This window comes from Spirochaetota bacterium, assembly GCA_030154445.1.
Taxonomy (GTDB): domain Bacteria; phylum Spirochaetota; class Brevinematia; order Brevinematales; family Brevinemataceae; genus Brevinema_A.
This window is the reverse complement of the sequence record JAGUQW010000004.1, coordinates 33675-57747: the sequence shown is the minus strand read 5'-3', so window position 1 is coordinate 57747 and position 24073 is coordinate 33675. Positions and strand designations below refer to the sequence as shown.

Genomic DNA, 24073 nt, shown 5'->3' with positions numbered 1-24073 from the left:
TTATTTTTAGAAAAATCCTATTGATGTATCTTTGTTACTATATATATCAATAATTTTTGGTATTTTTTGTATATTAGTACTATTAATTGTTTTACCTATACGCTGAGCTTTGAGAAGAAAATTTTCTGTAAGTATTAATTTTTCAATGTAGAATTGTGGTGTTATATTTTTTAAAGTAAAATATGTTTCTCGATTTTTATCAATGCTTATTTTATCAATCAAATTTATATTAGTACTATTTAATGTTGATAATGTTTTTACAAGATGTTCATCAACAATTTGATTATTGTTTAAGGCAATTCCAAAATCAACATTAATAACAGGCAAGACAAAAGGTAAAATATTTGTAATAGATAATAAAATAAAACCACTGTTATCTACTTTATAAGATGAATTTTTTGTCTTTACGATAGCAATAGGAGTTCGTTCTATTACTTTTATTTTAAGAGTATGAGGCAAGTCTCTGCTAATATCTACTGTTTTAATCAATTCTAATTGTTCTAATTGATTTTTTAGTTCTATTATATTTAATTTTGGAAGATTACCCTGTATGATATTAGTATTTTCAGTAATAATTTGATCAAAATTATCATTATGAGAATAAGTAGCACCTGTGATATCAATTTTTTTAATAGAAAAACTATCTGTAAAGATATTTAAAATATCATAGATTGATTGATGAACAATAACACTAAGAATGGATATAATAACAATTAACAAGGCTGATATTTTTTTGTTCAACTAAAGTTCCTCTCTTGTGCATTTTTAATCATTTGAGTAACGAAATCTTTTATATTAATATCAGCTGCTGTTAGCATTAATGGTATATCACTAGTTTGTGTCATGCCAGGAGCTGTATTTATTTCTAAATAAATAGGTCCTTTATCAGTAAGCATCAAATCAACACGAATACAATCTCTTAAATTAAATTCTTTGAAAATTGTTGTTACATGAAAGTGGATAAGATTTAAAGTCTCTTGATCCATAGGTGCTGGCATGACAAAATCAGTCATACCAGCGGTATATTTTGTCTCAAAATTGTAAAATTCAGCTTTAGGTTTTAACTCTAATATAGGTAGTATTTGTATTTGATTGTTTTGTTTTATAATTCCTACGGTCATTTCTCTACCTATGAGCAATTCTTCCACAAGAGAATTTGGGAATTGTTGTAGATGCTTAGGCAAGAGATCTTGTGCTTCTTCTTTGTTATGAAGGATTAGAGAGCCAATACTAGAACCTTCACTTACAGGTTTGATAAAGACAGGATAATTAATAGCTTCTATTTTTGTTAAATTGTCTTGTATATTAGAAGTAGTGGTAAAACCTTTAGCACAAGGAATATCTAAGGATTGAAATATTTTTTTGGTAATGGATTTGTTCATGGTAATAGCACTAGAAAGCACATCACAACCAACATAAGGAATATTGAGAGTTTCTAAAACTCCTTGAATACATCCATCTTCACCTTTATTACCATGTAAAATAGGATAGATAACATCATATTTTTTGAGAAAATCAAAAGAAAAGTCATCTTGCGTAGGATCTATTATAGTTGTATCAAAACCAGCTTCAGAGAGAGCTTGATACAAATTGATTCCGGATTGTTTTGAAATTTCTTTTTCTACAGAAGAACCACCAGCTAAAACAAGAACTTTATTTAAGTGCATATCTTTTTCCTAGATATTATTTAAAAAAAATTTCTTTGATAGAGACTTTTCTTTATTTAATATTATGAGTTATTATTAAACTTTCGTCAAAATTTTGACTAGAAATTTTAGTAAGTTTCAAATACTTAATATGATAGATATTACTAATATACAAAAAAATACACCTTATCTATTGATAAAGTGTATTATTTTTTTAGTGATTTTAAATCAACTAGGTACAGATGAAACTTCATTATACATGTCTAAATATCCTTTGGCGGATCTTTTCCAAGACCAATCTTCTTTGATACCTGTTTTGACAATTTTTTCCCATAGAGGTTTGTTATTTCTCCAGATATTAATAGCTTTGAAAACCGTTTTTAATAAAGCTTCGGGGTGATACTCTTCAAAAACAAAACCTGTTTTTCCATCGGTAACTGAATCAGCTAACCCCCCTGTTTTTCTAACAATAGGTACTGTTCCGTAACGAAGACTATATAATTGATTAAGTCCAGATGGTTCAAATCGAGAAGGCATTAAAAGAATATCAGATGCTGCTTCGATTTCATGGGAACGATCTACATCAAATCCTATCATAACATCCATGAGAGAAGAGTACTTCAATGATAAAGCGGTTAATTTGTCTTCATATTCTTTTTTACCTGTTCCTAGAATTGTAAAAGCTATATTATCTTGTAATAATTTTTCTATACATTCTAAAAAAATATCCATTCCTTTTTGGTCATATAGTCTTGTAATAATACCAATGAGAGGAGTTTTTTTATTAATTTTTATACCATTTTCTTTGGTAAATCTTTTTTTTATTTCAGCTTTTCTATCGAGGTGATCGGCATTGTATAGGAGAGAATATTTTTTTTTTAAAATACAATCTACCGATGGATCCCATTCTGTATAATCAACACCATTCATAATACCATAAAAAATACCATTTTTTGTTTTTTCTCTAATGATACCTTCTAATCCAGATCCTTTACCGTCTGTTTTGATTTCTTCTGCGTATTTTTTACTAACGGTATTTACAGCGTTAGAAAAGACAATACCACTTTTCATTAAATTAATATGTCTGAAATATTCGATTCCATTAATATGAAAATATTTCCAATCAATACCTAGACTTGGGTATTGATCGACAGAAAAAACACCTTGATAAGATAAATTGTGTATAGTAAACACAGTTTTTGTTTGATGAAATACAGTGCTGTATTCAGGCAGTGCTTTTTTGAATAAAGGAATTAAACCCATGTGCCAATCATGACAATGAATAATATTTGGTATCCAAGAAATAACTTTACACGCTTCAAGAACAGCCCTATTAAAAATCACATAACGCTTGAGATTATCGTTGTAATCTTTACCCGTAGTTGTATCTATATAGGGATTATCTCTGTCAAAAAATTCAGGAATATCAATAAAAATAAATTTATTTTCTTGATAAGAGACTTCTTCTATAGTAAAAGGATATACTGTATCATTAAATTCAATATCTACTTTATAAATATTTTCTGCTTTGATATGATATTTTTTCATATATTCTGTAACAGAACGATATTTTGGAATAATAATACGAACATCTTGTTTCTTTTGATTTAAAGCTTTACTAAGGGCACCAACAACATCAGCCAATCCTCCGACTTTTGCAAAAGGAACAGCTTCACTACTAGCGAATAGAACTTTATATTTTTTTTGTATGTACATAAAAAACTCCCTGCAAATAGTATTATTTTGATTTGATAATCAATAATAATAATTAAATCATAGATAGTCAAGTAAATAATTATTATTAATGTAGTGAAAACTTAATAAAAGCTAGATCATCCGTAGTAGTTAATTTGATGTTGTTTTTATTGCCTTCGTAAGTATGTACATTATGAAATAAATTTGTATATACACCAGCACAATCACTAAATTGTGAAAGAATATCTTTGGCATGCATGTGTGCTTGGAGGATTTGTTTGTAATTAAAAGCTTGAGGTGTTTGAGAACAGACAAATAAATTTCTATCACAAGATGTAGAAAGAGTATGAGTCTCATTTTTTTGCCATAAAGAATCTACAATGGGGATAATAGGAATAGCTGAATTATATTTTTGGGCAGTAGCCAAAGAATCCAAAATCATGCTTTGGGATACTAAAGGCCTAACGCTGTCATGAATAGTAACAATATCTGGAGTATGTTTTTGTAGATATTTGAGACCATTAAGAACACTCTCTTGTCGTGATTTACCACCAATACATACTTGTATATTGGATAGATGCGAAAAATATTGCACCATAGATTTTTGATAATCTTGATGTACCATTATAATAATTTCATCTACAATATTCATAAATTTTTCGATGGTATATTCTAGTACCATTTTATTATTAATATGAGTAAATTGTTTGGGGATAGTACTATGATATCGAGAACCAGATCCACTTGCTACAATAATAGCGACATGTTTCATGAGAACCTCTATTATCAAAAAAAAGGTATAAAAATACCTTTTTTTGATTTTGATTTTGTTATTATTGATTATTCTTTTATAGGAAGAGCACTAGCTTCTTCTTCTGTGATTTGATTAGCTGTTGTTTCAGTCATTTCACTTTGAGCAGGAACATCTGTTTCAACAAAATCAGTATTTATACGAATGAAGTGGATAGATAATAACAGAGCTGAAAGAATAAAAGCAGCAACACAATAACTAGTGAATTTTACTAACACTTCATTAGAACGAGCACCAAATGCTCCTGCTGTAATATTAGAGGATAACATTCCATTATTAGCTCCATTAGTTTGTAATAATATTGTAGGAATTAATAGTACAATAGAAATAATAAAAATAGTTAGTAAAAAAATAATCATAGAAAACTCCGAAAATAATATAAATTATTTATATAATGTTAAATAGTATAATATGTAACATATAAAAAAGCAAGTGATTTGTAAATATTTTGCTATATATCTAAAGAATTAATAGGACAATACATTTCATTGGCATACAAAATATATTGTTTTATTTCTATTTGTGAAAAAGGAGTTATCACTTGACTCCCTAATAATAGATTTTCACGATTGAATAATTGAATATTTGATGAATTATGATATTGGAAGACAATAGCACTAAATATTTTCAGAGCTATTGTCTCATGAATTTCTATGTTATTAGAACCATACATAAATCCAAATAAAAAACTAGGAGTATTTGAACAAAAAGCAAAATCTTTGTTTTTTAATTTTTCATAGAATTTTTTGAGATAGTTACTTTCAAAAGGTGTTCTTCCAATAACACACCTTGTCGTGTCATCTATTTTGAAATGCAATCCTATACGATTTGCATGAGTAATATTGATTGTTTTTTGTTTTTCAAATATTTCAAATGCTTTTTTACCCATGGCTAATTCTTCTTTGTGTTTGTCAAAATATTGTTCAGAGACAGATGGAGTGTAGGTAATATTTAATTTTTGTGCCAATTCAATTCTTTTTTGAGAAAAACTTGTGAAATCATGTGATATTTTTAATAATTCAGGAAAAGAAGATAGTAGGGGCGATTGAGGTAGTATATTAGCTGATAAAGGTCTAAAAACAATGTTTTCTACATTTGCTTGCTGATCTGTTGTTAATAGTGCTGATTTACCTTGTATTAAAGGGCGTTGATCTACGACATCTCCTGTAACAATAAACTGAGCACCAATTTCTTTCATATATTCTTTGGCTTTTTTTAAAATAAATATTTTACATTCTAAACATGGATTGTAATTTTTGTAATTTTTGATATTTAAAATTTGAGCATAGAATTCTTTGGCAACATCAAATTTTTCAATCTCTATACTGTTTCGAATAATATTTTCTAATCCAAAATATTTAGAAATTCTTAATCCCGCGACAATAGGTTTATTGTGTGTTAATCCTATATCAAAATGAACAACTTGAAAAGGGATCTTAGTTTGTTCCATTAATTTGATGGTAAGTAAGGAATCCAAGCCTCCAGCAGTAAGAATCAGTGCATTTATCATTTATACCTCTACATAGAGTTATTTTCCAGATTTGTTTCTTTTGTAATATTTGTATTAAAATTATAATTAGTGATTTCTTTTGATTCTTTAAGTATAGAATCATTAAAAGTTTCAAATTCATTTGAAGATGTATTTGCTGGTATAATTTCTTCTCTCATAGGTAGAGTTATTATTGTTGAAGGATCAAATAACTCTATAGGCACTACTATAGGAGGATCAATAAGATGAACATTAGTTGGTACAGAAATATTAATAGGTATATTATATTTTCCAGAATTAGTAATATTACTAAGATCTAAAGTCATAAAACTTTCTAATAATAATGGCTCTATATTAGAACTTGTTGTTACAAATTTTAAATACATATTTGTGGTAAAAGAAATTTGAAGATTGCTTTGTTGACCGATGTATTTGACAGGTATAATAACTTCATTGGTGTAATTTGTAAGATTAAAATTCAATATAATATCAACGCTAGTAGCATCTAATAATTTAACCTTATTAGGATAATATATTTTGAGATTAGTTGATATAATATTTTGTATAGAATTATTAATTTTTAACTCTTCTGTAGTTAATGCTTTTATTTGTTCTATTATTTTAGAAGATCCAGAAATAGTTACTTCTTTAGGCTTATAACTGATATTAGTTAGTGTACTATTAGATTTTATATTAATAGTGATAGGAACTGTTTTATTTATAATATCATAAATACTAATGCGTTTGAATTCGGGAGATATATTAGCTTCAATATCTTTAGGTAAATTTAATAGTGTTATAGGGTAAGATTTGGTACCTGTAGTATAATTAGATAAATCAATAATAGCTTTGATATTTTCAATACGACGAGATACATCTTCATAAGCTAATATTTCTACTCTAATAGCAATATCATTGGTTGCTTCAATTATTTTATTTTGAGGAATATTAATAATAGTAACAGGAAGACTAATATACAATTTTTCTATAGAAAAATTTTGTACATAATACCATAAAAAATAAGCTAGTATTATAGAGATAGCCTTACCAACAGGATCTGAAAAAATAAATTTTTGATATTTATTGGATAGTTTCATGAATAATGTCCTCTAAAATCATATTTGGAATGGAAGTAAGAAGACCATCTTTAGCATAAGAAATAATTCCGGTTTCTTCAGAAACAATAAAAACAATACAATCTCTCTCTTTTGATATAGAAGTTCCCACCCCATGTCTTGTTCCAGTAGAGGAAGCAGAAAAAACAGCAGGAAGTAATACTTTGGCTGCGAGTATATGTTCATTTCTAATAATTACAGCTCCATCATGCAGAGGAGTTCCTTTGTAAAAAATAGAATGTATTAACTCAATACTAAAACGAGCATCTAACATAACAGCATTATTCGTGAGATCATTCAAGAGCATATTTCTTTCAATAATAATAAGTGCCCCTGTATTCTGATCAGATAATTCTTGTAAAGCAATAGAAAGTTGATGAGAAAAAAGCTGGGAATTATGAGTTTGTTGATGATTTCTTCCAAGATTAGAAAAAAAATGTCTAATTTCTTGATGAAAAATAATAGCTATGATAATAGGGAGTTCATTAAAGAATCTCAAAAATAACCAAGTTATTGTATTAAGGTTGGTTATCACAGAAATACTGTACAATACAATACAAATAATCAATCCTTTTCCAATAGTTGCAGTATGAGTACCCCTAAAAAAATAATAAATTGTATAAATAAGCATACTGGTACATAAAATATCTATTATTATTGATATACTAGATGTTTCTATCATTTATAGATCCTAAAGTTTATTTAACACATTTTCTACAGCAAGTTGAGATACCCGATTTCTACATTCAATTCCAGCACCACCAAGATGAGGTATAATAATAATATTATCTAAATCATATAATTCAGAATTTTCTGGAATAGGTTCTTTATCAAATACATCTAATGCAGCACCTGCTATATGGTGATTTTTTAGAGCATTAATCAAGGCACTTTCTTTGATTACCTTTCCTCTACAAGCATTAATAATATAAGCATTTTTTTTACAGTACGATAACTCTTGTTCATCTATCATGTACATTGTTTCTTTGGTTAATGGTGTGTGTAGTGTTATTAAATCACTTTCACTTAATAATTGTTTTAAATTTTGTGTTCGTGTAGCAAAAGCTGGGATATTAGATTGATAAGGATCATACACCAAAACATGCATATTAAAAGCATAAGCGAATTGTGCAACACGCAAACCGACATTACCACAACCTATGATACCTAATGTTTTGTTAGCTATTTCAAATCCTTCTGTTAACAATCCTCTTTCCCATTTTTTATGTCCATATAGTAAATGATGAGCATAGGTAATTTTGTGTGCTAGTGAAAGAATTAAACCCATGGTAGTTTCTGCAGCGTTAACAGCGTTTCCACCTTTTGCGTTGAATGTAAGAATATTCTGAGAATGTGCAAATTCTACATCAATATTATCCATTCCTACCCCTGCACGAGAAATTATTGTGAGATTAGGTGAAACAAGAATCATATCTTTGGTGATTTTAGTGGATCGAGTAATAATAGCTGTAGCTAGAGGAAGATCCTTTAGATCAAAGCTAATAGTATGGGGGGAATTTTGTAATAAATTTATAGCTTTTTGACCTAAATCATCTAAAACAACGATTAAATTATTCATATTAAATACCTATTATTTTGTTATTATATTATAACAAAATTCCCCTTAAAGAAGTTCCTTTAGGAATATCCTTTTGAGATAATTTGCCTAAAAGAGAATTATATTCTTGAGAGCTAATACCTTTTCCTGGACGCTGAAAAATAATCATTTCTTCAGAAATAGGAGTATTTGCTGGTATATTAATATGAGCAAATATATCTCTTCCTGCAAGATTTCTAATATTTTTTTCTATAGGTGATGTATTTCTTATTCCTGTTCCAAGAGCTTTTTCTATCATACGAGAGGAAGTTACCATTTGATGAAAATTTTCTGGTGATAAAGATAAAGGATGATCCAAATCATTTCGTTCAGGAAATAAAGTAAAATGTCTTTCTATAATTTTTGCTCCATGAGCAACAGCTGCTAATGATAATGCTATTCCTTGAGAATGATCAGAAAATCCAATAGCTTGATTTGGTAGATATTGTTGCATTGTTTGAATATATCTAATATCAAAACCTTCTGGTGGTGCTGGGTATTCAGATACACAGTATAACATAGCAGAAAGGGTGTTTTCTAGTTTATGAGCAAGTTTTTGAATTTCTTTTTCTTCAAGAGATCCTGTTGAAATGATGAAAGGAATTTTGTTATCTAATAAATTATCGATCCATGGTTCAGTTAATGCATCTCCACTAGCAATTTTGATAGGAAATATAGAATCTTTGATAAGTTGTTGTAATGTTTGTGTATCAAATGGAGCCGCGAATACTAGCATACCACGAGATTCTGCATATTTTTTAAGAATAATAAATTGATCGTAAGGAATGTGAAAAGTTTTGAAAAGTTGATGAGCTTCAGGAGCAATGAGTTTATTATAAAATAAATCTGTTTCATATAATTGAAATTTTACAGCATCTGCTTTGGCTTCTATTGCTTGGTCTATCATTTGTTTGGCAATACTAAGATTACCATCATGATTAATACCTAATTCAGCAACAAAAAAAACAGAAGAAGTACTAGGGTATTCAAGTAATTTTAAAATATCAAACATAGTAGAAAACTCCTATTTAGGAAAAATTTTTAAGAATTTAAAAGTTTTGTGATTTGTATCGCTTGAGAATTATGTAAGGGTGATAAAGATTTATCAGTAATTTTTTGAACGATTTTTTGAGTATCATTAGTGGTTACACTTTTTTTCTGTACAGCATCTTTATTTTGTTCAGAAATCAAATAATGAGCAATAACTTTTTTTTGAGTATTTATTTTGGCAGTAATTTCATTTTTTATTTTATTCGCTTGTACTATCATTTGTTCAGGATTATTTATGTGTTGTTCGATTTTTTTAGTGAATTCTGGGAAATCTTTTTTAATTTCTAAAAGACTGTTTTTAATATTTTCTTCATAAACACTAGGTGTTTGTTTGAATGATTTTAGAGATTCTATTAATTGAGTTAAAGAACCTAATAATCGTTGAGTTTGCACATGATCTTGTTGCAGAGTATGAATTGTTTTAAGAGATTGAATATTCAGTGAAGATGATTTAAGATTACTGCTATCAGATTTTTTAATATTCGTAGAGGGATATTTTGCATCTGTTTTTTGATTTTTTGTAGATTGAATATTTTGTTGAATAAAGGATGAGGTTTGTAATATTTTCATTTTAATACTCCTAATTATATTTATAATATAACATGATTTTAAAATTAATTCAAAAATACACCATATTGTCATCTATAAAACTAATAAAGTTATCTCGGTGAAATGTGAGAACTAATATTAAGTAAAATACCAGTAGCAATAGAAAGCATAGCAAAAGAAGATCCACCATAACTAATAAAAGGAAGTGATACTCCTGTAGGAGGTAGTAATCCCATATTAATCATCATGTTTAATAAGGCATGGGTAGTAATTAATGTAACAATTCCAAATGCTAAAAGCTTGCCATAAGGATCTTTAGTTCTAAATGAGATTTTCAATCCATTAAGAAAAAACCAAAGAAAAAGACTTGCTAAAGTAATTCCTCCAATAAGTCCTGTTTCTTCTACTATTATTGCAAAAATAAAATCTGTATGTGCTGCTGGTAAACGAGATATTTTTTGAATACTATTTCCCAATCCTACTCCAAAAAATCCACCATGAGCTAGTGCTTTTAGAGATTCTATAGATTGATAACCTATACCACTGGGATCTTGCCATGGATCTATATATGCAAGAATCCTGTCTTTACGATAGGTAACATTCCATATGGCAAGAATCATGATAGGAATAGTCAATAAAATAATACTAACTATGTGTTTAAGAGACGCCCCTCCAGCAAAAATCATCGTAAACATAACAATGACAATAATAGCACCAATAGAAAATCCTGATTGTAACAGTATGATGCAAAACATTATAGCAACAAGTAGAAGGGGGGGTAATAAGCCTGAGGTGAAATCAGCAATATGCTCATGTTTTTTTACAAAAATATGAGCAAGATAAATAATTAAGGATATTTTAGCAAATTCTGAAGGATTAAAAGAAAAAAAACGAAAATCTATCCATCGACGAGCTAATCCTATTTGAAGACCTATCCCAGGAATAAATACTAAAATAAGTAAAATCAGTGATAGAAAAAAAATAGGTTTAACAATAATACGAGTGATACGATAATCGATTTGAATAAATAGTAACATTAATACAATAGAAATAATAGCAAAAACAAATTGTTTGAAAAAAATTGTATTAGCATTTAATTCTGTATCACGAATTGCATAACGAGAAACACTATAAATAAAAATAAGCCCAATTCCAACAAAAATAAAATAAAGATAAAAAATATTTTTATCAGCTTTTCGTAAAGCAGAAGAGTCAAATATAGATGTATTTAGTAATTTCATATCTTATATTAATTAATATTATCAATTTGTTGTTTGATTTGTATATATTGATCTTGTGGTAGTGCTTTTTTAGAAGCTTCTAAAAGTTTTATTTTGTATTTAATACGCAATGTGGTGTTTTGTGTAGTATTTCCAATTTTAAACATACTAATAAATAGAGGTAATTCTACCTCTGTTACTTTTGTTAATAAAGGCATATGTTTCTCAGCATCTTGTGCTGTAATAAGATATAAGTTTTGAGATATTAAATCTTTATAACCACTTAATTCTCCTAATGTAGTGATATGCCATTGAAAAAATTCAGGATTGTTTTGGTATACTGTCCAAGCTTTATACCACAAATTATTAAATTCTATTTTAGCGGTCGTATTGTCTAAGAAATTAAGTTGATTAATAATTGTTGTAAAATAAGATTGTAATAATTGAAAATCTAATTCTTGAGAATTATTAATCATTTGAGTAATTTGTTCTTTTTGTTTTATAAGATGTTCGCCAGTCAATTTTGAACTTTGTTGTCTTATATTAATTAATTGTTCAATAGCTTTGTATACTTTGTTTTTGGAAATATTTTTACTCATAGATTTCCAATGAGTCATATTATTTGTCATACTATTTACATAATAATCAAATTTTTCAAAATAAAAATCTGAATTTTGAGGTTCTATAATTGCCTGTTTTACATAAGCCCATAATAATATATTATAGGTAGACCAAGAGTAAGGAGCACTATTAAGAGCTTGTTCCCATGTTTCTATAGCGATAGGAACATAATCATTGGTAATAAAATCAAATGTTTCTGGAACATTTAAATAAAAAATACCAAGATTGTGCAATGTTCCAGCAGAGTCATATCCAACTTTTTTGATAGTTTCAGCGTATTTTGTTAATTGATTCCAAAGAGTAGATATTTTTTTATCAAGTTGTTCTTGTTTGTTTTTAGAATTTTCTACTCTTCTTATTTTTTGTAATTCTATAATTTGATTTTTTAATAAATTAACTTGTTCATAAGAATAACTTATAACAATTTCACGAGAAAGATAATCATAATATTCAAGATTTTTTATTTCTTGCCATCTAATAATAAAATTATCAATAGGCTGTTTTTTAAAAGGTTTTGGATAAGATTTTAGAAATATGATAATGTTGTTTTTTTGAGAAATATAATCATCTTGTTTTAATTGATCTAACCAAAAATTAAATTCAATATCATTGATATTTCGTCCTAGTTTTTCTTTAAGATATATTTTGATTTCATTAATATTAGCAGAACCAAGTGTTTCTATATAATCAATAATAGCATATCGTATTTCTTGTGCTTTATGCATTAGTCCGTAATTTTTATAATAGAAATTCCCTAAAATATGTTGATTTGCTAATTCCCATGTAAGATAAGTAGCTGGTTTCCCCAAAGCATAAGGGACGAAATAAGGATTTTTTTGACTTCTAATATCTACATAAAAAGGTTCTTGTCCTGTAAAAAGAGCTTTATTTACGATATCAGATCTTATTTGTAAATTATCATAGATAATATAACGAAGATCTCCATAGATTTTTTTAAAAATATTTCCTTTTTGGTCATAAGGAAAAAGATCTTGTCTTAATTTTACGGCATAGGTGAAATATAGAGATGAAAACACTTGATTATCACCGCCTTCTGTCATAAAGACAGAATATTCTTCTGTAGAAGATAATAAATTTTTTCCATAATCATGATTTAACCAATTTTTGCTATGGTCATTGTATTTGTAATTATTAACTGCAGGAATAATCGCTAATATCATAATAATAATAGATAATAATATAATAGAAATTTTTTGTTTCAATGTTTGTGTTTGGTAATTCATAAAGAAACCTCAAATAAAAATATTACACATAGTATAACTCATTAATCAAATTCTTGCAAACGATTTACTTGTATAATGAAATTGTAAATAAATTGATTTTTCAACAAAAATAATATAGAATAATTTATATATCTATATGTAATAATATTAAAATTAGAGGGTTAAATGTCTGTAATCGAAATAGAAAAAATTGTTATTATAGGCTGGGATAATTTTACAGCTTCTTTAGTTGAAGGTATTAAAAAAAAATATCCTATGTGTGAGATTTTGTGTGCAGATTCTGTTACAGATCAAATATTACAAGCAAAACAACAAGGCCTTATTTCAGATTCTCCTTCTCAAAAAACAATGATTTATGAAGGAGCTGATTTTGTTGTTATAAATCAATCTTCACAAGAAACTGTTACAACAATAAAAAATATCAAATCATTACTCTCCAGAGGAACTTATATCATAGATTTCCAACCTGTTAAATCTAAATTATTTGAAGAAATATTAGATTTATTAGAGTCTCACAATCCTTATGTAAGTTGTTTTGTTTTTTTAAATGATATTCCTAATGAATTCACTATTAGAGGTGATGTATTTAAAGATCAGATAGTGGCTATAATTAGTGATACCAGTACTAAAGTATTACAAACCATGAGAGAATTTTGGAATATAGTAGATGCTAAAATTGTCCCTACTTCTGCGGAATTTTTTGATGAAATATTATCTCAAACATCTCAATCAGTTGCATTGATTTCTCATATGTTTACTCATATTTTGCAAGAAGATAGCTGGGCAGACACATTGTTTTTTGGATTTTATAATAAAGATCTTAGAAATTTTTTAATGCCAACATGTACGAAAAAACAATATTCTGCACAAAGTATTATTGAAAATTCTGATAATATTAGAAGAACATTGTCTTTTATTAAAAGAGAAATTGATGTATTGGATCAAATGATAGATAATGAAGATATTATGAAATTATCTGAATATCTTGTTGTTTCTCAAAATTTTAAAAATAGACTATAGCAATATCTTTTAAATACAAAAAAAGCTCCTTACTTCAAATAAGGAGCTTTATTATTATTATACTTTTTTTGATTCATAAAAAAGATTGCTGAGAGATCTGTTCATATGAATACGCTCTATTGCTTCCCCAAATAATTCGGCAGAACTTAATACATGAAGTTTATCACCGATAATTTCTTTTTTATAATCTGGTATTTCTATAGTATCTGTAATAATAACACTATCTGCACTACTTTCTTTTAATCGAGTAGAGGCTTCTTTGGAGAATACGCCATGAGATGCCATAATATGAACACTTTTTGCTCCTAAGACTTTTAATCGATTTGCTGCCTGACAGATAGTTCCAGCTGTATCTATAATATCATCAATAAGAATAGTGTTTTTACCATTAATTTCACCGATTAAATTTAGAATTTCAGCTTTATTTTTTTGTTCGCGTCTTTTGTCAAAAACAGCAATTCCTGCATTAAGTAGTTTTGCAAAATGACGAGCTCTTTCTAATCCTCCAACATCAGGTGATACAACAACCCAATCTTCATTTGCTTTTAGATGATATTCTGCATATTTATGAAAAATAGAAGAGGCGAATAGATGATCTACAGGAATATCAAAAAATCCTTGAATTTGAGCAGCATGAAGATCTAAGGTCATGACTCTATGTACACCTGCTTCAACAAGGAGATTTGCAACTAATTTGGCAGTAATAGAAACACGAGATTCTGTTTTTCTGTCTTGACGAGCATATCCATAATAAGGTATTACTGCTGTTATTTGACCGACGGATGCTCTTTTAAGGGCATCAACTATTACCAATAACTCAAAAATATTTTTATACCCTGGATTAGATGTGGATTGAATAACAAAAACTTCTCTACCTCTGATATCTTCTTCAATACGAACGAAAAGTTCTTCATCAGCAAATTCAGTAATATAAGTTTCTGTTAAATGAATTCCAGTATATGCGGAAATATTCTTTGCTAGTGCTTGGTTACTTCTTCCAGTAATTAGCTTCAAACCAGATTTACCACTCATAAATTCTCCTTTGAGTTATAATTATAATATATCTTACAATATAGAGATTTATTTTTCAATAGAAAAATAAAATAAAAAATCCCTATTCATATGAATAGGGATTAATCTGGGGTGGATGGGATCGAACCACCGAATGTCGATACCAAAAACCGATGCCTTACCACTTGGCTACACCCCAAAGTATTATATACTTTATAAAAAGCTATTATTCAGCGTGGTAAGCTTCTAAAATAGCATTTTGCATACGATCACGGAATTCAGAGTTGATAGGATGTGCAACATCCTTAAGATCTCCGCTACGCGTTTTACGAGAAGGCATTGCAATAAATAATCCTTCGCGTCCATCGATGATTTTGATATTATGTATAACAAAGTTATCATCAAATGTTATTGATGCGTATGCTTGTAATTTGTTTGCATCGCCTTCAACTTTTTTGATACGGATATCTGTAATTTCCATGTGGGTCTCCTTCCATATCCATAAGATGAGCTCAAATAGAATGGATAAAAATTTTTGAATGATTAATATTATGCGCTATCTTTTTTTTTATATGATCCATGTTTTCTTTATCTTGATAAAAAAGAATAAAACTTGATCCACTACCAGTCATCATTATAATGTCAGGAGATAAAAAATCATCTAAATTTTTTCGAAATTCATACAAATCTTGATTTAAAATTTGTAAACTGTTATTGAATATATTATATATTAATTTTTTTAGGTTGTCAAGTTCTAATTTATTTTTTTTTAAATTTTTTAATTGTTGTGATTTGCTATTAGTGATGCAATTATTTTGGGCTATAATTTCAAAGGCTTTTTTGGTAGATACATGAATATTGGGATAAATAATTACAAGATGCATTCCTTTTAAAGTGTTTTCTAAAGGAGTAACTATTTCTCCTTTTCCTTCTACTAAAGCCATCTTTCCATATAGAAAAAAGGGAACATCACTCCCTATCTTTTGAGCTATAGAAATACAATTTGTTATTTCTATATCAAATCTACGAGCCAACCATTTTAATAAAGAGCCAGCATCACCACTACCTCCTCCCAATCCCGCTCCCATAGGAACATTTTTTTTAATTTTGATATAATAAGATTCTGTGATCTTGAATTTTTCTTTGAATAGTTTTAATGCTTTAGTAACCGTATTTTCTTGAGGAATTTCTTCCAAAGAAATATCAATAAATTCAACATAATCTTGTTGAGAAGAGTAAATTTCAAAATCATCTCCCCAAGGGATTTCATAATAAATACTTTCTATATAATGGTAGCCATCTATAGGGTCTCTTCCTACAATATCAAGATAAAGATTGATTTTTGAAGTAGAGGTGAAGCTATCTATCAAGTGCATTATTGTTGCTCCAGATCATCTATAGTATATAATTTATCACATTTTTGAGCAAGATTTTTATTATGAGTAGATAAAATAAGAGTTGTTTTTTGTTCTCTTGTTAATTCAAATAATAGATCTTCTAATAATTTAGCATTATCTTTGTCTAAAGATCCTGTTGGTTCATCAGCAAAAATAATTAAAGGCTTAATAGCTAATGCCCTAATCAAGGCTAATCGTTGCTTTTCCCCTCCTGATAATTCGTCAGGAAAGTGATACAATCGTTTTTCTAATCCAAAATAATGAAATAATTTTATAATTTCTTGCAGACTGTTTTTAGTAAATTTTTTAGAAATTCTTAATGGTAATATGGTGTTGTCCAAAGCATCCAAATCATTAAGTAAAAAATGATGCTGAAATACAAATCCAAAATTATTAGCTCTGAATAATGCTAATTCAGTTTCATTTAATTTGTCTATTTGGTAATTATTAATTAAAATACTACCCTGATCAGCTTGATCCAATCCTGATAACAAATATAATAAAGTAGTTTTTCCTCTTCCACTTTCTCCTACAATAGCCACCGATTCACCTTGATTTACATTAAGAAAAACATTGGATAATACAGATATTTTACCTTGAGGAGAATTATAGCTTTTTGATAAATTGTTTATTGAAATAATATTCATTATAATTCCTTATATTAAAAAGCTCTTTTACGTAATATTTCAGCAGGTTTAAAATTTTTAGAAATATAAGCTGGATAAATAGCTGCCAGTAGAGTACACAAAATAGCAGACAAAGAAGAAAAGATGATATCTATCAATTGAATACGAATAGGAAATTTCTTTAGATAGTATACATTTTGATTTAAAAAATTAAAAGTGTTTATATTTTTTTGTGTGATGTAGCCAATGATAGATAATACAAAATTAATAATATATTCAATACTTGAAATCAAATTATTAAAATTCAAACTTATGAATATCCCTATGATTGTTCCTACAATAGATGCTGCTATGCCCAAGATCAAACCTGTGAATACAAAAGATCTAAAGTTTTCTTGAGGGGTCATGCCTAGTGTTTTGAGAAGAGCAATCTCATCTCTTTTGTCGGTAACAAGAGCTGTCATTACTGACAAAATCCCAAAGAAAGCTACACAGAAAAAAATTATTAATAAAACTCGAATTATTTGTTTTTCATTAGCTAGTGCCAAGAGTGTATTAAGATTGGTGATTTTCCATGTGCTAATACTAAAAGGTATTTTATAATTTTGTCTCAAATTTTGTGCAATTGTTTCAGATTTTTGATAATCAATTACTCTTATACCAATAGAAGGTGAGTAACCTTCAAAATCAAAAATCTCACTAGCGTCATCAAAACCAATAAAAGCCAATCCTTTGTCTAATAATCCATCATTAGCAGTAAATATTCCAGACACTTTAAAACGATAAACAATTGTTCCCAGCACTTCATCAAAAGTCATAATTTCTACAAAATCCCCTACAAAGATAGCCATGTTTTTGGAGAGGGCTTCCCCAATAGCAATAGTTCGAGGATTATTAAAACTCCACTCTCCTTTGAGTAATCGAAAATAAGTGTTAAATGATCTATCTTTTACAAATTCTTGAGGATAAGATTTTATAACAATACCTGTAGTTTCTCCATAATACTTGAGTAAGGCTTCATTTTGAGAATAGGGATATGCTGCTACTATTTCAGGATGTGTTTTGATATTTTTAATGATTTCTTGATAAGCAGGAATGCCTTTTCCAATAGAGATAATAGACAAATGCGAATCAGATTCAGCTAATTTTTGGAGATAATTATGATGCAATCCATTTGTTAATGATAGAATTAATATAGAGGCTGAGACACCTAAGACAATAGAAAGGAAGGCTAATCTAGGAAGTAATACGACCCCTGGTGAATTAGATTTGGGGAGTAATCTTCTAATAGCAAGATATAAAGGGAGTGATAGATGATTTTGTAAAGTGTATTTTATTTTATTTTTCATAGATTAATTATAATATAAAAATTCATTTTATTCAAAAATTTCCCTTATGGTAATAATATGATTATATTTGGACTATACACTTTAATATAAATGAGATTCAGCTTTTAAAAAATCAAATGTAATATAAATGTAATATATCTTAAGGAGAAGAGCTATGAGAAAAATATTGCTAATATTGTCCCTACTATTAGTAAATCAGGGGTACTCGAATGTTAAAACACATAACTTTACGATTAACTTTGGTGGTGGGTATGATTATTTTCAGATCGAATCTCAAAAAAAATCTGGGATTACAGATCGTGTAGTTGATGATACTAGAGCTAAATATAATGGTGGTGGGTTTAATGTAGAATTAGGATATTTGTACTATAAAATGTCAAATGACAAAATGGTGTATGGATCAGATACTCGTGTAGGATTTGCAATGACTTTTGCAAATCTTAGTAGTATTGGTGATGTATATTTAAAAGACTATAATACTACAGTTCAATTAAAAGGATATTCAGGTTCTATAGGTTCTACTTTTCAGTTGGGTCAACTTTTCGATCGTTTCCGTATTATGGCTGATATTGTTGGGTTCTCTATGGGAGGAAGTACGCTTTTTCATAATAACAGTGTTGATCATAGTCGCTTAGGCGATAATTTTAATGTAGGATTAATTCTTCCTGGTGGATTTCAAGTAGTTTTTAATACAGGTATGATGGTAGGATTGAGACATAAAATAGACTTTGTAATACCTACTGGTAAAAATAATTTATTTGTAAATTACAATGGTCATAATTCTTCAAATATATTTAATTATAGTATTTATGCTAGTTTGGGTTATGCAATAGGATTGAAATAAACAATAGAAATCACAAAAAAAAGCTCCCTTTATAAAGGGAGCTTTTTTGTTATTTTAATACTTTGTTAACAGCTTGGCTAAGAAGGTCATCTGTTGTTTGAATTACTTTTTGGTTGGCTTCATACAAGCGTTGTACTTCTATCATACGCACCATTTCATCAACAGGTTGCACTGTAGATTTCTCTAAAAATCCTTGTAATACACGAGGTTTTTCAAGATCTTGAGCTTTACCTGAAAATTTACTTTCCGCATAAAGGTGATTACCTTCACGAACAAGATAGCGAGAGTGTTTGAAATCAACAATTTTTAATTTGCCTAGTGATTGTTCTGGTTGCCATTCATTACCAACAACTGTTGTAAATCCATCATATGGAATAGTTGGGTTTATAGTAATATTAGCTTCTTTGTCTACTTTAAAGTTGTTACGAGCTACTTGAAGACGACCCTCTTCCCCCAAGAGATAGTTTCCATTATTGTCAACAACAAAACCATCTCCTGAAATAGTAAATTTACCATTTCTCGCATAACGAATACCATTAGGTGTTTCTATAGAGAAAAATCCATCACCTTCTAAAGCAAAATCAAATTGCCCCTCTGTTTGAGATAAGCTACCTTGTTCAAAACGAATATAGGATTCGTTATATTCTACACCTGTTCCAATTTTACCAGCGATAGGAGCTTTGTCAAAAGATCCTAGTGGGAATTTGACTTGTCCATCATCATTAACTCTTCGAGCAAGCATTTCTGGAAATGCTTTCATTACTGCGGTTTCTCTTTTATATCCATCTGTATTAACATTTGATAAATTTTGTGAAATAGAATTCATGGATTCTTGAAGTGCAATCATAGCACTAGCACCAGTATAAAGACTTTTTACCATTTTCAGTATCCTCTCTTTCAATAGTTGTTCCCTATTATAATCATCGGATTTTTTAAAAAAAACATTAGAAAAATATATACAAATGATAAAAAACTCCGATCCTTTAATAAAGTATAAAAATATAAAGAGTACATATAATGAAAAATATAATGAATGTTAAAAATTCTATAACTCAATATTTGAGACGCCTCAAATATGAAAAGAATTACTCTCTTAATACAATAATTGCTTATCAGAAGGATCTTGTAGATTTGGAATTATATTTAGGGCGGGATATTAAAGATGTTGTCTATCAAGAAATAACTAATTATTTGATTACGCTAAATAAAAATTCAAAAGAAAGCTATGGAGAGTTTCTTTCCCCTAAAACGATGTCTCGAAAAATATCATGCTTTAGATCTTTTTACAAAGATTTACAACGCTTGGAAATAAGGGATGATGATCCTATGGGATTAATAAATCTTCCTAAATTAGTGCAGAAATTACCTAATATCGTAAGTGAAGATGAGCTTGATGATGTGTTTGCATTTTTTGATAATAATGACGGTTCATTTCCTGTTTTAAGAGATGCGATGATTTTTGAATTGTTATATTCTTGTGGTATTCGTGTATCAGAATTATGCCAATTAAGAATAAACAATATATATATAGAAGAAGAAATAATACGAGTTTTGGGAAAGGGTAACAAAGAAAGACTTATTCCTATGGGAAATCGTTTGAAACAACTGATTAGAAAGTATTTTCCTGTACGACAGGAGTATTTGAAAGGTATCTTGTGTAATTTTGTGATTACATCAAAATTTAGAAAACATGTGTCAAGAATGTTTGTATGGAAAGTAATTAATCAATATTCTAAAAACTTGGATATTACAAAACTACATCCTCATATGTTAAGACATGCTTTTGCAACGCATATGTTATCACATGGTGCTGATCTGAGAATGATACAAGAGTTACTAGGTCATAATAGTTTGGCGACAACAGAAATTTATACACATGTCTCTCGTGATGAATTAAGAGATACTCTTATTCTTCATCATCCTCTTGCCCTATACAAATAATTTTACTTTTAGATTTGTTAGATTTGAAGGCTACAAGAGATTCTCCAAAAACAGTGCATACTTTTTTACGCTTGAGAGGATGATTGGAAAGTAATTCAATAATAGGTCCTGAATAACTGATTATTTGAGTAAGGTCAATAATAATATTATTTTTAGAATGATTGGCAAAAATATAAATAGAATCCTCCCCATCCATATAGCGTTCAATTCCCCACAAACAACAGTCTTGTAAAATGAGTCTAAATCTACCTTGTCTTAATACAGGATATTTTATTCTTAATTTCAATAGTTTTTGATAGAAATTATAAAGATCTTTGTTCCATTTTATTTTTGTCCAGAGCATATTTCTATCTTCGCCTGTTTTGTGAAGTCCAATTTCTTCCCCAAAATAAATAAGAGGGGTCATAGATCCTAATAATTGAAATCCTATCCCTCGTGCAGCTACTTTAAAATTCCTTTTGGTAAGATCCCAAAAAGAAACAAGATCATCTGATAATGAGAAAGATATTTCTGCCATATCTTGTCTGTGTTCATAAGCAAAACGACCTAAAAGACCCAAGCTAGGATTAAAGTCTTCTGTTTCTAAGAAAATATCTCTCAACAAACAGGTAAGAGGAAGTATATTTTGGAGATTTGTGAATTGATTAAACTCTTTTTTTAATAGAGAATTTTCAGGAATATTTCCTGAAATATAATCTATAGGAAATTTGGTGAAATAAGAATTATGTTTTTCAAAATCTACAACAGATTTTTTATTTGATAAATGATAAATACCAACAATATCTGAGGGAGGGATAGGGGGGGAGAGATGTTCTTTTATTTCGAAAGGTTCAATAGCCCATTCTGTTTGTTTGATGCCATTAGCTCCAAAAAAACAATTATCAGCATATCCTATTAATTCAAAAAAAGCGAATAAAGATTCTTCTTGAGTGATATCAATAACAAACATTTGATAATCAAAAGAACCTTCTATAAAAGTACTGTGTCCGTGTATTGTTTGCATACCTTGCAGGGTTTGAATATTCAAAACAGCATTTTTCCAAACAGTACAGTCCAAGCCTATGAGCAAGACCAAATGCTTGTTTTTTACAAATGATTTGTCAATATCAAAAATAATACCGTTATTATCTGTAGATCCAATATGTATAGTCGCAAATTCACTAGAGATAGTTCTTAAGGTATCAGGAATTAGCACGCCATCTGCATCAAATTGATAATGATAAGTTCCAGGGGGTAATGATATGACTGTAGAAAAACAATGCCGTTTTCCACAGAATGTTAGTTGTTTATCAATATCTTGTGGAAAATCTTCAGAATGGATACTAACATTTTTATAAGTATAAGCAGGTAAAATAAATTGCATAGGATATCTCATAGATACCTCTCTAATAATTCAAGGATGATATTAATTTTTTATATGTATCATTATAGAATAATAAACATAAAAAAACAACCAAAACTAATGTTGGTTGTTTTTATCTATATTTTTATTTAATTATTTATCTTTTTAAAGACACGGCAGAACCTAACATGTTATCACTTGTTTGGATAGCACGAGAGTTGAATTCATAAGCTCTTTGTGCAACGATCATATCTACCATTTCAGTAATAGCAGAGACATTAGACATTTCTAAAAAACTTTGTCTCAATGCGCCAAAACCTTGCTGAGTTGGAATTCCTTCTACAGGAGATCCTGAAGCTGGGCTTTCTTTGACAAGATTTTCTCCAAGATTAGTTAATCCTGTTGGATTGATAAAACGCTGTAAAGTGATATTACCAATTTCACGAGGATCATTTTCACCAGAAACTTTCACACTAACAGTACCTGTTGGAGTAATACTTAGCGAGGTGATTTCAAAATCATCAGGAAGTTGAGTTTTAGGTAATAAATAATAACCTTGAGAGGTAACAATATCTCTATTTGCGTCTATTTTAAAAGTACCATCTCTTGTATATGCGGTAGTACCGTCAGGCATTTCAACAGCAAAAAATCCTTCATCTTCGATAGCAATATCAAGAACATTCCCTGTTTGTTGTAAACTACCTTGCGTATAGAATTTTTGTGTTCCTGATACTTTTACGCCGAGGCCTGTTTGGATTCCAATAGGATTTTGGGTGACTTCCGAAGAAGGTGTTCCAGCTAGGCGTTGTGTTTGGTATAGAAGATCTTCAAATTCAGCACGAGTTCTTTTGAATCCTGTGGTGTTAATATTTGCTAAATTGTTTGAAATTGTATCTATATGGAATTGTTCCCCAACCATTCCAGAAGCTGCTGTCCATAGTGAACGCATCATAATAGTATCCTCCCAGAGTATTACTCTCTCTTTCAATCTACAGAGTACTGCTCTATAAATATCGGAATATTTATAAGAAGCATTAGTTTTTTTTTATCTTTTTTTATGAGATCTTTATTGTTTTTTTTATTAATATTTAGTATAATTAGATATGTTTTAATATATAATTAAGAGGTGTTATATGTCTACCATACAAAATATCGAACAAGTGATTTCTCAAATTATGCATGATACAGATACTTACAAACCAGATTTGTACTGTACGGAAGAAGTCTTTGAAGAGTTAGTAAAAAGACCCGACTGTCAAGTGCACCCTATTCAAAAAAACACATTAGTTATGCTTCCTAATGTGTATTGGACTTTAGACACTAAGCTTTCCGTTCCTAATATTGTAGCACATACTCATAGAGGAGAATTGATTCTTCAATACTTAGATTTGGTATCTTACTATATTTTTGAAGAAAAAGGTTCTATTGATGATGTCCAAGAGATGGTACAAAAATTTATCAAAAGTAAGAACAATAATTAATACTTTTATTATAATTTTAGCAAAT

Annotated in this window: 25 protein-coding genes and 1 tRNA gene; 4 read left to right on the top strand and 22 right to left on the bottom strand. The window is 28.8% G+C overall.

What is annotated here, in order from left to right:
• Positions 1-6 precede the first annotated feature (6 nt).
• The 13 genes from KFW21_02250 to KFW21_02190 form a co-directional block, all read right to left on the bottom strand.
• Positions 7-741 (bottom strand): FtsQ-type POTRA domain-containing protein, encoded by a 735-nt coding sequence (locus KFW21_02250; GenBank protein ID MDK2818252.1) that lies wholly within the window; start codon positions 739-741, stop codon positions 7-9.
• Positions 738-1667 (bottom strand): D-alanine--D-alanine ligase, encoded by a 930-nt coding sequence (locus tag KFW21_02245; protein ID MDK2818251.1) that lies wholly within the window; start codon positions 1665-1667, stop codon positions 738-740. Before KFW21_02245 ends, KFW21_02250 begins: the two co-directional genes overlap by 4 nt.
• 207 nt (positions 1668-1874) lie before the next feature.
• Positions 1875-3362 carry a glycogen synthase gene (locus KFW21_02240; protein ID MDK2818250.1) on the bottom strand — a complete coding sequence of 496 codons (1488 nt, stop codon included), beginning with the start codon at positions 3360-3362 and terminating at the stop codon, positions 1875-1877.
• A gap of 85 nt (positions 3363-3447) precedes the next feature.
• A complete protein-coding gene (gene ispD, locus KFW21_02235; GenBank protein MDK2818249.1) occupies positions 3448-4113 on the bottom strand; it encodes a 2-C-methyl-D-erythritol 4-phosphate cytidylyltransferase in 666 nt (221 codons plus the stop codon).
• 68 nt (positions 4114-4181) lie between these two features.
• Positions 4182-4511: a preprotein translocase subunit SecG gene (locus KFW21_02230; protein ID MDK2818248.1), complete on the bottom strand. Its 330-nt coding sequence runs from the start codon at positions 4509-4511 to the stop codon at positions 4182-4184.
• Between the two features lie 92 nt (positions 4512-4603).
• Positions 4604-5662: a hypothetical protein gene (locus KFW21_02225; GenBank protein MDK2818247.1), complete on the bottom strand. Its 1059-nt coding sequence runs from the start codon at positions 5660-5662 to the stop codon at positions 4604-4606.
• Between the two features lie 8 nt (positions 5663-5670).
• Positions 5671-6738 carry a hypothetical protein gene (locus KFW21_02220; protein ID MDK2818246.1) on the bottom strand — a complete coding sequence of 356 codons (1068 nt, stop codon included), beginning with the start codon at positions 6736-6738 and terminating at the stop codon, positions 5671-5673.
• Complete coding sequence (locus tag KFW21_02215) at positions 6722-7438, bottom strand: diadenylate cyclase (protein MDK2818245.1); 717 nt, start codon at positions 7436-7438, stop codon at positions 6722-6724. The genes KFW21_02220 and KFW21_02215 overlap by 17 nt, the downstream gene beginning before the upstream one ends.
• Before the next feature lie 9 nt (positions 7439-7447).
• The gene (locus tag KFW21_02210) at positions 7448-8335 is read right to left on the bottom strand and encodes a hydroxyacid dehydrogenase (protein MDK2818244.1); all 888 of its coding nucleotides are present in this window, start codon (positions 8333-8335) and stop codon (positions 7448-7450) included.
• 28 nt (positions 8336-8363) lie between these two features.
• Positions 8364-9365, bottom strand: a complete 1002-nt coding sequence (locus KFW21_02205; GenBank protein ID MDK2818243.1) for an N-acetylneuraminate synthase family protein — start codon at positions 9363-9365, stop codon at positions 8364-8366.
• A 29-nt stretch (positions 9366-9394) separates the two neighbouring features.
• Complete coding sequence (locus tag KFW21_02200; protein MDK2818242.1) at positions 9395-9973, bottom strand: hypothetical protein; 579 nt, start codon at positions 9971-9973, stop codon at positions 9395-9397.
• An 89-nt stretch (positions 9974-10062) separates the two neighbouring features.
• The gene (gene ftsW, locus KFW21_02195) at positions 10063-11193 is read right to left on the bottom strand and encodes a putative lipid II flippase FtsW (GenBank protein MDK2818241.1); all 1131 of its coding nucleotides are present in this window, start codon (positions 11191-11193) and stop codon (positions 10063-10065) included.
• 8 nt (positions 11194-11201) lie between these two features.
• Positions 11202-13037 (bottom strand): hypothetical protein, encoded by a 1836-nt coding sequence (locus KFW21_02190; protein ID MDK2818240.1) that lies wholly within the window; start codon positions 13035-13037, stop codon positions 11202-11204.
• A 165-nt stretch (positions 13038-13202) separates the two neighbouring features.
• Here KFW21_02190 and KFW21_02185 point away from each other — a divergent pair, with 165 nt between their 5' ends.
• On the top strand, positions 13203-14057 hold the full coding sequence (locus KFW21_02185) for a prephenate dehydrogenase/arogenate dehydrogenase family protein (GenBank protein ID MDK2818239.1): 855 nt from the start codon (positions 13203-13205) through the stop codon (positions 14055-14057).
• Positions 14058-14114: 57 nt separating this feature from the next.
• On the opposite strand, the gene KFW21_02180 is transcribed toward KFW21_02185, so the two are convergent.
• The 6 genes from KFW21_02180 to KFW21_02155 form a co-directional block, all read right to left on the bottom strand.
• Positions 14115-15089 carry a ribose-phosphate pyrophosphokinase gene (locus KFW21_02180; GenBank protein ID MDK2818238.1) on the bottom strand — a complete coding sequence of 325 codons (975 nt, stop codon included), beginning with the start codon at positions 15087-15089 and terminating at the stop codon, positions 14115-14117.
• 106 nt (positions 15090-15195) lie between these two features.
• Positions 15196-15267 (bottom strand) — tRNA-Gln (locus KFW21_02175).
• Positions 15268-15294: 27 nt separating this feature from the next.
• On the bottom strand, positions 15295-15549 hold the full coding sequence (gene spoVG / locus KFW21_02170; GenBank protein MDK2818237.1) for a septation regulator SpoVG: 255 nt from the start codon (positions 15547-15549) through the stop codon (positions 15295-15297).
• A 31-nt stretch (positions 15550-15580) separates the two neighbouring features.
• Positions 15581-16444: a 4-(cytidine 5'-diphospho)-2-C-methyl-D-erythritol kinase gene (ispE, locus tag KFW21_02165; GenBank protein MDK2818236.1), complete on the bottom strand. Its 864-nt coding sequence runs from the start codon at positions 16442-16444 to the stop codon at positions 15581-15583.
• Positions 16444-17112 (bottom strand): ABC transporter ATP-binding protein, encoded by a 669-nt coding sequence (locus KFW21_02160; GenBank protein MDK2818235.1) that lies wholly within the window; start codon positions 17110-17112, stop codon positions 16444-16446. Before KFW21_02160 ends, ispE begins: the two co-directional genes overlap by 1 nt.
• Before the next feature lie 14 nt (positions 17113-17126).
• Complete coding sequence (locus KFW21_02155) at positions 17127-18440, bottom strand: ABC transporter permease (protein MDK2818234.1); 1314 nt, start codon at positions 18438-18440, stop codon at positions 17127-17129.
• A 154-nt stretch (positions 18441-18594) separates the two neighbouring features.
• Here KFW21_02155 and KFW21_02150 point away from each other — a divergent pair, with 154 nt between their 5' ends.
• Entirely contained in the window at positions 18595-19284 is a 690-nt protein-coding gene (locus KFW21_02150) for a hypothetical protein (GenBank protein MDK2818233.1), read from the top strand.
• A gap of 49 nt (positions 19285-19333) precedes the next feature.
• On the opposite strand, the gene KFW21_02145 is transcribed toward KFW21_02150, so the two are convergent.
• Positions 19334-20164, bottom strand: a complete 831-nt coding sequence (locus tag KFW21_02145; protein MDK2818232.1) for a flagellar hook-basal body protein — start codon at positions 20162-20164, stop codon at positions 19334-19336.
• A gap of 137 nt (positions 20165-20301) precedes the next feature.
• Here KFW21_02145 and KFW21_02140 point away from each other — a divergent pair, with 137 nt between their 5' ends.
• Positions 20302-21225: a tyrosine-type recombinase/integrase gene (locus tag KFW21_02140; protein MDK2818231.1), complete on the top strand. Its 924-nt coding sequence runs from the start codon at positions 20302-20304 to the stop codon at positions 21223-21225.
• Here the strand turns inward: KFW21_02140 and KFW21_02135 are convergent.
• Both KFW21_02135 and flgG read right to left on the bottom strand, forming a co-directional pair.
• Positions 21191-22600, bottom strand: coding sequence for a hypothetical protein (locus KFW21_02135; protein ID MDK2818230.1), 1410 nt, complete (start codon positions 22598-22600; stop codon positions 21191-21193). The genes KFW21_02140 and KFW21_02135 overlap by 35 nt on opposite strands.
• Positions 22601-22724: 124 nt before the next feature.
• The gene (flgG, locus tag KFW21_02130; GenBank protein MDK2818229.1) at positions 22725-23519 is read right to left on the bottom strand and encodes a flagellar basal-body rod protein FlgG; all 795 of its coding nucleotides are present in this window, start codon (positions 23517-23519) and stop codon (positions 22725-22727) included.
• A gap of 181 nt (positions 23520-23700) precedes the next feature.
• Between flgG and KFW21_02125 the strand changes: the two genes are divergently transcribed.
• Entirely contained in the window at positions 23701-24048 is a 348-nt protein-coding gene (locus KFW21_02125; GenBank protein MDK2818228.1) for a hypothetical protein, read from the top strand.
• Positions 24049-24073: the final 25 nt, after the last annotated feature.